At 56.3% G+C, this 9,605-nt stretch carries 7 protein-coding genes; 3 read left to right on the plus strand and 4 right to left on the minus strand.

Features of this window, described 5'->3' with window-relative positions; all coding sequences use genetic code 11:
• The first annotated feature begins 279 nt into the window (after positions 1–279).
• From AB4Y97_RS09945 to AB4Y97_RS09955, 3 genes are all read left to right on the plus strand, one after another.
• A complete protein-coding gene (locus AB4Y97_RS09945; RefSeq protein ID WP_441998891.1) occupies positions 280–2,529 on the plus strand; it encodes a glycoside hydrolase family 3 N-terminal domain-containing protein in 2,250 nt (749 codons plus the stop codon).
• Positions 2,530–2,617: 88 nt separating this feature from the next.
• Positions 2,618–3,394, plus strand: a complete 777-nt coding sequence (locus AB4Y97_RS09950) for a YoaK family protein (protein ID WP_441998879.1) — start codon at positions 2,618–2,620, stop codon at positions 3,392–3,394.
• 458 nt (positions 3,395–3,852) lie between these two features.
• Entirely contained in the window at positions 3,853–4,659 is an 807-nt protein-coding gene (locus AB4Y97_RS09955; protein WP_441998880.1) for a polysaccharide deacetylase family protein, read from the plus strand.
• A gap of 111 nt (positions 4,660–4,770) precedes the next feature.
• On the opposite strand, the gene wecC is transcribed toward AB4Y97_RS09955, so the two are convergent.
• The 4 genes from wecC to AB4Y97_RS09975 all read right to left on the minus strand — a co-directional run bounded on the left by wecC (position 4,771) and on the right by AB4Y97_RS09975 (position 8,916).
• Complete coding sequence (gene wecC / locus AB4Y97_RS09960; RefSeq protein WP_441998881.1) at positions 4,771–6,051, minus strand: UDP-N-acetyl-D-mannosamine dehydrogenase; 1,281 nt, start codon at positions 6,049–6,051, stop codon at positions 4,771–4,773.
• Complete coding sequence (wecB, locus tag AB4Y97_RS09965; RefSeq protein WP_441998882.1) at positions 6,048–7,172, minus strand: non-hydrolyzing UDP-N-acetylglucosamine 2-epimerase; 1,125 nt, start codon at positions 7,170–7,172, stop codon at positions 6,048–6,050. The genes wecC and wecB overlap by 4 nt, the downstream gene beginning before the upstream one ends.
• A gap of 83 nt (positions 7,173–7,255) precedes the next feature.
• Entirely contained in the window at positions 7,256–8,005 is a 750-nt protein-coding gene (locus tag AB4Y97_RS09970) for a WecB/TagA/CpsF family glycosyltransferase (protein WP_441998883.1), read from the minus strand.
• Positions 8,006–8,196: 191 nt separating this feature from the next.
• Positions 8,197–8,916: a sugar transferase gene (locus AB4Y97_RS09975; protein WP_441998884.1), complete on the minus strand. Its 720-nt coding sequence runs from the start codon at positions 8,914–8,916 to the stop codon at positions 8,197–8,199.
• Positions 8,917–9,605: the final 689 nt, after the last annotated feature.

Consider the following 9,605-nt stretch of genomic DNA (forward strand, 5'->3'; position numbering starts at 1 on the left):
CAGTCGAGATCACAACCAAGTCCCGCTGCCCGATGAAGGCGGAAGCCGCGATCGCAAGCCCCAGAAGAATGAGGGTGCAAGATGAAGCGGCGAGAGACAGTCTCACATTAGCAGGTAACAGGTGCATCTCGTATCTGGCTAACAATTGCGTCGACTGCGCAAGACTAGCGCCAATTCCCTATATTTGTCCTATTTAGCATGGACGAGCGGCCCATGCGATGTTTCGTAATAAAGTTTTTGCTCCCCGTATAGCCTTTAATGTTCCGTATCGAAGAGGAGATGATCGTGCGGCCTACCGGTGTTTCCCGTTCAATGCGACTGAGCCTCGCGAGTTTTCTCCTCATCGGAACCACCGCCATCGCCCCGGCGCAGGAGAATATCGAACGCCGGGTGAACGAGCTTCTTGCGCGCATGACGCTGGAGGAAAAGGTCGGGCAGCTCAACCTGGTTTCCAATGGCGCGCTCCTTCACTGGGAAGACATTTCCTCGGGCCGGACGGGTGCCCTTTTGAACTTCAACAATGCCCAGGATATTGCGCGCGCCCAAGCGGCAGCGCGTCAGTCCCGTCTGAAGATTCCGCCGCTTTTCGGCCTCGACATCCTGCACGGCTTCCGCACCCAGTTCCCGATTCCGCTAGGAGAGGCTGCCGCCTTCAATCCACACCTCTCGCGCTTGGCCTCGGAATGGGCGGCCCGGGAGGCGTCCTATATGGGTATCCAATGGACCTTCGCGCCTATGGCTGATTTGTCGCGGGACAGCCGGTGGGGGCGAATCGTCGAGGGTTTCGGCGAAGATCCCTATCTCGGATCGGTGCTGACGGCCGCGCGCGTCGAGGGTTTCCGCAAGGGCGGCCTTGCCACCGCAGCAAAGCATTTCGCTGGGTACGGCGCCCCTCAGGGCGGTCGCGACTACGACACCACCTATATTCCGCCGGCCGAGATGTACGACACATACCTGCCGCCGTTCCGGGCCGCCGTCGAGGCCGGCTCGGTCAGCTTCATGGCCGCCTTCAATGCCCTGAACGGGATTCCTTCGACCGCCAATCCCTGGCTGCTGACCAATGTTTTGCGGCACCAATGGGGCTTCGACGGCTTCGTCACATCCGACTGGGCCGGCATCAGGGAGCTGATCGGACATGGCGTCGCAGCCGATGGGGCCGAGGCGGCGCGCAAGGCCATCCTCGCCGGTGTCGACATGGACATGATGGGCGAGCTCTACATCAAGTATCTTCCCGAGGAGGTTCGGGCTGGACGGGTGCCGGAAAGCGTTGTCGATGAAGCCGCCCGGCGTGTCCTGAGAACCAAGATGCGCCTCGGCCTGTTCGACCGGCCCGATGCCGATCCGACCCGGACGGACTCGGCATTTCCGTCACCCGAATCACGGCAAGCGGCCCGGGAGGTTGCTCGCGAGACGTTCGTGCTGCTGCAAAATCGCAACGAGGTTCTGCCCATCGCGCCGGCGATCCGCTCCATCGCCGTCGTCGGCCCCTTGGCCGATGCCCCCCAGGATCAGTTCGGGCCTCATGGCGCGCGCGGCCACGCGCAGGACAGCGTCTCGGTGCTGAAGGGCATCCGCCAACGGGCTGAAAAGGCCGGCGTCAAGGTAAACTACGCTCCGGCCTGCGACCTGTTCTGCCGCACGACGGACCAGCTTCCCGCTGCGGTCGCGGCGGCCAAAGCGGCCGATCTGGTAGTCGCCGTGTTCGGCGAGCCGGTGGACCTCTCCGGGGAGGCAGCCTCCCGCGCCTACATGACGCTCAACGGCAAGCAGGCAGAGGTTCTGGAAACCCTTGCCGCCACCGGCAAGCCGGTGGCCATGATCCTCATGGCTGGGCGCCCGTTGGAACTCGGGAAGCTCGCGGACCGAATCCCCTCGATTCTCATGGTCTGGTATCCCGGCACCGAGGGCGGAACGGCTGTGGCCGACATCCTGTTCGGCGATGTCAGCCCCAGCGGAAAACTCCCCGTCAGCTGGCCCCGCACCGTCGGGCAGTTGCCTCTCTACTACAACCGCCTGCCGACGGGTCGGCCGACCCTGCATAACAACCGCTTCACCCTCAACTATGTCGATGAGGCGATCACCCCGCTCTATCCCTTCGGCTGGGGCCTCAGCTACACCCAGTTTTCCTACAAGGATGCCGCCATCGCCAAGCCGAGGCTGGAAGCGGGCGATGCGCTCGAGGTCTCGATCACCGTCACCAATACGGGCCTGCGTCCGGGACAGGAGGTGGTACAGCTCTACACGCGGGATCCTATCGCGAGCCGCAGCCGTCCGCTACGGGAACTGAAGGCTTTCGAGAAAGTCGCTCTAGCTCCCGGGGAGGCAAGACGCGTCACTTTGCGCGTGCCCGTCGAGGCCCTCGGCTTTCATCAGGATGACGGCACCTATCGGATCGAAGCCGGCACGATCCAGGCCTTCATCGGAGGAAACTCGTTGGCCGAACCTGCAGGCGAGGCCTCTATCATGGAGACGATCATTGTCCCCTCCCCCGAGCAGCGCGCCTCCGCTTCGACCGGCCTCGCTCAGTAACCGAGAAGGGACCATAGGCTGAACCATGACGGGCATGCATCAGATTGGAAAGCGGCATCGTAGCTTTGTCGCCCGGTATGCGGGCTCGATGCGAACCGTCGCGGCCTCCGAGCGAACAGGCGCTGCGGATCTTCAGCTGGGTATGGCCCTCACCTTTGTCGCAGGTGCGATCAATGCAGGCGGCTTTCTAGCGGTCGGCCAATATACTTCGCACATGTCGGGCATTTTCTCGTCCATGGCCGACAATCTCGTATTGGGTGCTTTCGACCTCGTGCTGCTCGGCCTCGCAGGCTTCCTGCCTTTCGTGGCGGGGGCAGGTTGTTCCGCCATCCTCATCAACTGGGGCAAACGCCGTCACCTCGAAAGCCAATATGCTCTTCCATTGATGCTGGAGGCCATTCTGCTCCTGGGCTTCGGGCTTTTCGGCTGGCTCCTTCGCTCTTCATCGACTTTCGCCCCCATCGCAATCCCGCTGCTTTGCTTCATCATGGGGTTGCAGAATGCTACCGTCACAAAGATTTCGGATGCCCGCATACGAACGACCCATGTGACAGGCATCGTGACGGATATCGGAATCGAAATCGGAAAGCTCTGCTATTGGAATCGCAGCGAGCGTGCTCCCAAGATCATAGCGGATCGAAGCAAATTGCGTCTTCTGACGTTTCTGCTGAGTTCGTTCTTCATGGGTGGCGTGACCGGGGCGATTGGATTCAATCATGGCGGGTTCTTGTTTTCCCTGCCTCTGGCGCTTCTCCTGCTGCTACTGGCGGGACCAGCTTTAGCAGGAGACATCCTCGCTCATGATCGACGGGTGAAGACCAACCGTGAGGATGGGAAGCAAAACAGCTCACACCCTGGGTCTTGACGAAATCCTTTCTTCGTATTCCCACCGTCCTGATCGACTTGAGACATTGCCAAATCCGGCAAGATTTACGCCCCTTTACCGATGACTTAAAGGACTGACCGAAAATTAATTTGCGCTATGCCAGAAGGTGGCTCTGATCGCTATAGAGTTCCAAAAGCTTCGGAAGTCCTCTAGCGGCTTGAGATTTTCTTTTGCCGAAGACGTGAATAATTCTTACCCTCACGTCAACACCGTATCAGAGGACAATCCGCTTTCTCGCCCCTTGTACCCCGAAGGAGCGCGTGCATTCGGCCGACGCCGGTGAGATGCTAAAATAGGTCCTTAGAATGAACATGATGAAAAGGCACACCGATTCCTTCAAACTGCTTGCGAAATAACTTGGAATAACTTGTTTACGTATTGGATTAGTGCTCACACCCTTTCCAGGGAATCGAGCCTATTGGCGGGGGGAGCCGTCAGTGCAACTTACCGTTTTTGATAGAATTGAAAAGAAAATAGCTCAAAGCATCATGCTTAAGCCGAAGTACCTGCGTCTTAAGCGAGGTGTCTTGAGCATCTGCTTTGATGATTTTCCGCATAGCGCCTGGGCTGTTGCAGGGCCCGTTCTTGCCCATTACGGAGTGCATGCGACCTATTTCGCAAGCGGCGGCCTGTGCAATCAAATCAATAACGGCATTCAACAATTTACAGACAGCGACCTGCAAGAAATCTCGCTCTCAGGCCATGAACTCGGCTGTCACACCTTTGATCATGTGAGCGCGCTGAAAGTTCCACTCGAAATCTTCAAACGGTCAATTCAAAGAAACAGAAAATTTTTTATCGAGCGCCTCGAGTCTGCAAAAATAGAGAGCTTCGCCTTTCCCTATAATCATGTCACGATCGGGAGCAAGCTCTTGGTCGCTCGCCGTTTCAAGCTCGGCCGCGGCGCCGGCAACAAGCTGAACGATAGGTGGTTCGACTTGTCCGAGATGTCAGCCATCAACTTGTCGCTGACCTCCTCGACCATCCCCACAATGGGCAAGGTCCCCCTATTCGATCTTCCCTATCTCATCGACCAGGCTGCGATGCACCGGAAATGGCTCGTCGTTTACACGCATGACGTTGGCGACAATCCATCCGAGCATGGCAGCCGGACACGCGATTTCGAGAAGCTGATCATTCAAGCGAAAAGTGCCGGCTTGGACATCAAACCGGTTAGAGAAGTACTGAGCTATCCAATGGATCTGCGGCCTTGCATCACCACTGGGCAATCCCAGTCGGCGTGAGACCACTCATGGTCTTGCCTGTATCGATCAAGCGCCAACTTATGATCGGATTCATGCAATCCGTATCTATCGCGGGCTGCATGAACCCGACGTCATTTGTGCCCAGGAGATCTATCCAATCCTATCCGGATTCCCGATGAGGTCACTTGGCCTCGACATCAGCCCTGTCGCGTCGACGACAACCTTGTGCAGGAACCGGTTGAACTCCAAGCGCCTGAACTGCTTGTGCGCGACCAGGAGCGCAACGATATCGGCCTCCTGTCTCGCCGTATCAGCATCGACCAAACTAACGTCCGGGCTGCCGCAGAACGCGGACGGCAAACTTTTGATGAGGGGATCGCAAACAAGAACTTTCACGCCGCCATGTTCAAGGAGCTTCATCACGATCTTCAAGGACGGGCTTTCGCGAAGATCGCCGACATCGGCCTTGTACGTAATCCCAAAACAGGAGACCACAGGATTCTTGAATCGATCGGCCAGATCGAGGATTCGATGAAAGATATATTCCGGCTTTCGATCATTGACCTCTCGAGCCGTTCGAATGAGGCGGGACTCTTCAGGCGCAGAGTCGACGATGAACCACGGATCGACGGCGATGCAATGCCCGCCGACTCCTGTGCCCGGCTGCAGAATTGAGACGCGGGGATGCTTGTTGGCAAGTTCCACGGCTCGCCAGACGTCAACTCCGATTCGGTCGCAAATGACGGACAGCTCATTGGCGAAGGCGATGTTAACGTCACGAAACGCGTTCTCTATCAACTTCACGAATTCAGCCGTTCGCGAATCCGTCGTGAAGATGTGGCCGGTCACGAATGTTTCGTAAAGAGAGAGAGCGCGACGGGAGCAGGCATCCGTCATGCCTCCGATAATGCGATCATTGGCCACTAGTTCGCGCAGCATATGTCCGGGAAGGATCCTCTCTGGGCAATGCGCAACTGCAATCTGAGCTTCGCTCGCCTCCTTGAATCGGGGAAAGGAGAGATCCGGTCGCGCTTGTGCGAGCCGTGCAGTCATCAGTTCCGTGCTTCCAACCGGAGAGGTCGATTCGAGAATAACAGTCGAGCCGGGCTGCAGGAATGGCGCGATGACGTCACAAGCCATTTCGACATGTGACATGTCCGGCTTCTTGCCATCTTTGAAAGGAGTTGGGACAGCGACAATAAAATAATCAGCCTCGGCCGGCACTGTTTGTGCTCTAAGCCGCCCCGTGCTGATCGCAGCAGAAAGCAGCATCTGCAGATCCGGCTCATGAAAATGGGCTTTCCCCGCATTGATCGAAGCAACAGCCGCTTCGTTCACGTCATACCCGATGACTTCGAAGCCGCGGCTTGCCAACATTGCAGCCGTTGGAAGACCGATATATCCCAACCCGACGACGCAGACTGTGGTCATGTGCAGAATGACTCCGTTATGATTTTCGCGATCTGCGTCGAAGCTGTCCCGTCTCCGTAAGGAAAAACAGCCCGCGCCCGCCTCTGGTAATATGGCTCGTCATCCAGGAGCGCCGAAACCTCAGAATAGATGCGCAAGGGATCCGTTCCGACGAGACTCACGGTCCCCGTCGCAATGGCCTCCGGGCGCTCCGTTGTGTCTCTCATGACAAGGACTGGCCGCCCCAGAGCCGGCCCCTCTTCCTGGATGCCGCCTGAATCCGTCAGGATCACCTTTGCCCGTTTCATAAGTCTGATCATGTCAACATAGGACACAGGATCGATGAGGTGAACGTTATTCAGACCTCCAAGACGCGCTCGCACCACTTCGCTCACGATGGGATTAAGATGAACGGGATAGACGATCTGGACATCGTCGCGCGTCGCCAGCTTCGCAAGTCCCGAGCAGATGCCCTCGAACCCCGCCCCGAAGCTTTCCCGGCGATGACCAGTTACGAGAATAAGGGAACGATGCGGATCGAGTTCCACAAGCGGTCTTGAAGAATTCGAGCCTTCCCGCTCTTCGACTTCGATTTGCCGCGAAACATGGAGGAGAGCGTCGATGCCGGTATTTCCAGTCACATAAACACGTCCGCGGCTATACTCTCGGTCGAGATTTTCCGCAGCACCCGACGTGGGAGCGAAGAGATACTCGGCGACGGAATCGATCGCGACACGATTGAACTCTTCAGGCCAGGGCTGAGCCAGGTCGAAAGATCTCAGTCCAGCTTCTACATGTCCTATAGGAACCCTGTTGTAAAATGCGGCGATGGCCGTTGCCATCGCCGTCGTCGTGTCGCCATGCACAAGAACCAGATCGGGACGAAACCCTCCCAGCACAATCGACATTTGGCTGATGATCAAAGCCGTTATGTCAGGCAGTTTCTGATTATGCGTCATGAGATTGAGGTCGATGTCCGGCTTCTCGCCAAAGACTTCGAACACCTGATCGAGCATTTGTCGATGCTGACCGGTTATCGCGACGCTCACGTTAAACCGTTTACACTCCCGCAACGCCCTGACCACTGGAAGCATTTTGATCGCTTCAGGCCGCGTTCCAAAAGCTACCAGGACACGCTGCATGCACCTTATCCTACGTTGGACATCAGTTCTGAGATGATGGTTTGCATGATGAATGCTCTCACCATACAGGAACTAGCGTTGGCCTATGTTGCTCTTTTGGAGTATCCCCCCAGGATTGCTCCGAACAGCAGAACAGCGAATACGGTATTCGTGCTTACATATCGCCAAGCCATGCGGCGCGGCTCCTGCAGCAGACGGTGCAGCCACTCGAGTCCAAATCGCTGCATAGCTTCAGGTGCACGGGAAACCTGCCCAGCCAGCACATCGAGCGATCCCCCGACGCCCATCAGGAAAGGAGGATGCAAGGACTCCGCATATGCAGCGAGGAAGCGTTCCTTACGAGGCGTCGGCATGCCTATGAAGAGGCAGTCGGCACCAGATGCATTGATTTGCGCAACAATTTCAGCTTCCTGATCCGTGTTGAAGTAGCCGTTTCGCATTCCTGCGAAGTTCAGACCAGGAAAGCGTCGCCTCGCTACAGCAACCGCTTTTTGGATCACATCCTCTTTCGCGCCCAGGAAGTAAGGCTTGAACCCTTTCTGCGCGCATTCCTGCAGAAGGGCCTCCATCAAATCGATGCCGGCCACACGTCCCGGTACGGGAATGCCTTGCAAACGTGCGCCGAGGACGATTCCGGCCCCGTCGATTCCTATGATGTCGCTCTTGAGCACATCTCCCCTGAGGACAGAGTCAGATCGCATCTTGACCAGCTTTGCCACGTTCATCGCAACGTGTCGTACGCGACGCCTCGACCGCATGGCATCAACGGCGACCTCGATCGTCTCCTGGAGAGTCAAAACGTCCACCGGCGTATCGAGAAACGATACTCTCATTGATCGACCCCTGTGTGATCCACCACGGTTAAGCCAGCCTCATGTTCTGAGTTATCGGGAAGGAGTTCTTGCCGCTATGAATTTGGGCTCTTGAAGTACGTAATGCCCATATATCCCGGACGCGAATGGAGTACGGTTCGCAATGGCCTCACGTTTCGTAGTAAGCGCCGAACAAGCCATGCCGAAGCCAGTTAATACGCATTGCCCCGTCTCGTGATCAGAGCAAGCGCGGTGAGAATCAAGATCTTCAAATCAAGCAGCAGAGAAGCTGTCCGAATGTACTCCAGATCGAATTGAAGCCGCCTTTGCATATGAGCCAGCGTTGGCGTTTCGCCACGCGCACCGCTCACCTGGGCAAGGCCGGTAATGCCAGGAAGCGCGGCAAAGCGCACAGCATAGGACGGGAGTTCGGCTAGATATTTCTCATCATGGATAAGCGCATGCGGGCGGGGTCCAACCAAGGACATTTCACCGCGCAGAACATTGATGAGCTGAGGCAATTCATCGATGCTCGTCTTTCGCAGAAAACGCCCGACGGAAGTGACCCGTGGATCAGCGAAGGTTACTTGAGGGACGCTGGCGTCCGCACCGCACTCGGCACGCATTGAGCGGAACTTGAGGATTTCAAACGATGCCTGCCTCAGCCCGTGCCGCCTTTGACGGAACACGATGCATCCTGGGCTCGACCATTTCACGGCTATGGCAGCCAGCACCATCACGGGCAGCAGCAGCAAAACAAGCAGCCCCGCCGCTCCGAAGTCAAAGGCACGCTTCAAAGGTGAAGTGAGATAAGGGCTAACACCAGTCTTGGCCCTGGCTGCTCTCCGCGCCCTCAACCCGCGGCTCGATACCGATGGTTGCCGGGGAAACTCGACGCCTGCCCCCGATGACAGGATGTTTCTAACCGCCATCACAACCCCTTTCCATAAGTAAGAAATCAGTTGAAGCGATGATTGCCGCGTTCATCAAAGGGGTCAACAATGTATATGCATCTATAACAATCCATAAGAAAATGAAAATGGATTACCTATCTTGAATAAGCACCATTAGTATCCCTCCATTATCATTATGAATATTCATTTTTAACTGAATGACATTCTTGATTAAGACGTATTATTATTATATAATTGCATTAATATTTTGGATTAACCCATTTTTCCGTTTCAAAGGCTGATCATCACATTGGAGGGCTAGGCCGCCTGCGATTAGGTTGTTGCGAGTGCGCCCTGCCTTCGGCTTATCGATTGCTCCTGCTAAGTTGCCGACAACCATCGCATTGGCAAAGGGAGCGGTTTCTTTGCAGTATTCGCGCTGCCGGCGAGTGACCGCCACTGGTCGCTTCAAGCCATCAATCTCTGCGCTTGAATACGTTGCTGCGATAAAAGGTTACTGTTAAAATAATATAGTAAATTTCCTCATGATCACCAAAGCCCATGATCTACTTCGAACAGAATACTTACGAACTTCATAATGCCGGCCGTCCGTACAGCTTCTCGCAGAATGGTGACACGATGCGGTTTGAAGTGCACCAGGGCGATTACGGAATGTACGGCGCGAACACGACCGACCGCTCGGAGATCGCCAGCTACAAGAAGCTCGA

The organism is Microvirga sp. 2TAF3, from assembly GCF_052114965.1.
Classification (GTDB): domain Bacteria; phylum Pseudomonadota; class Alphaproteobacteria; order Rhizobiales; family Beijerinckiaceae; genus Microvirga.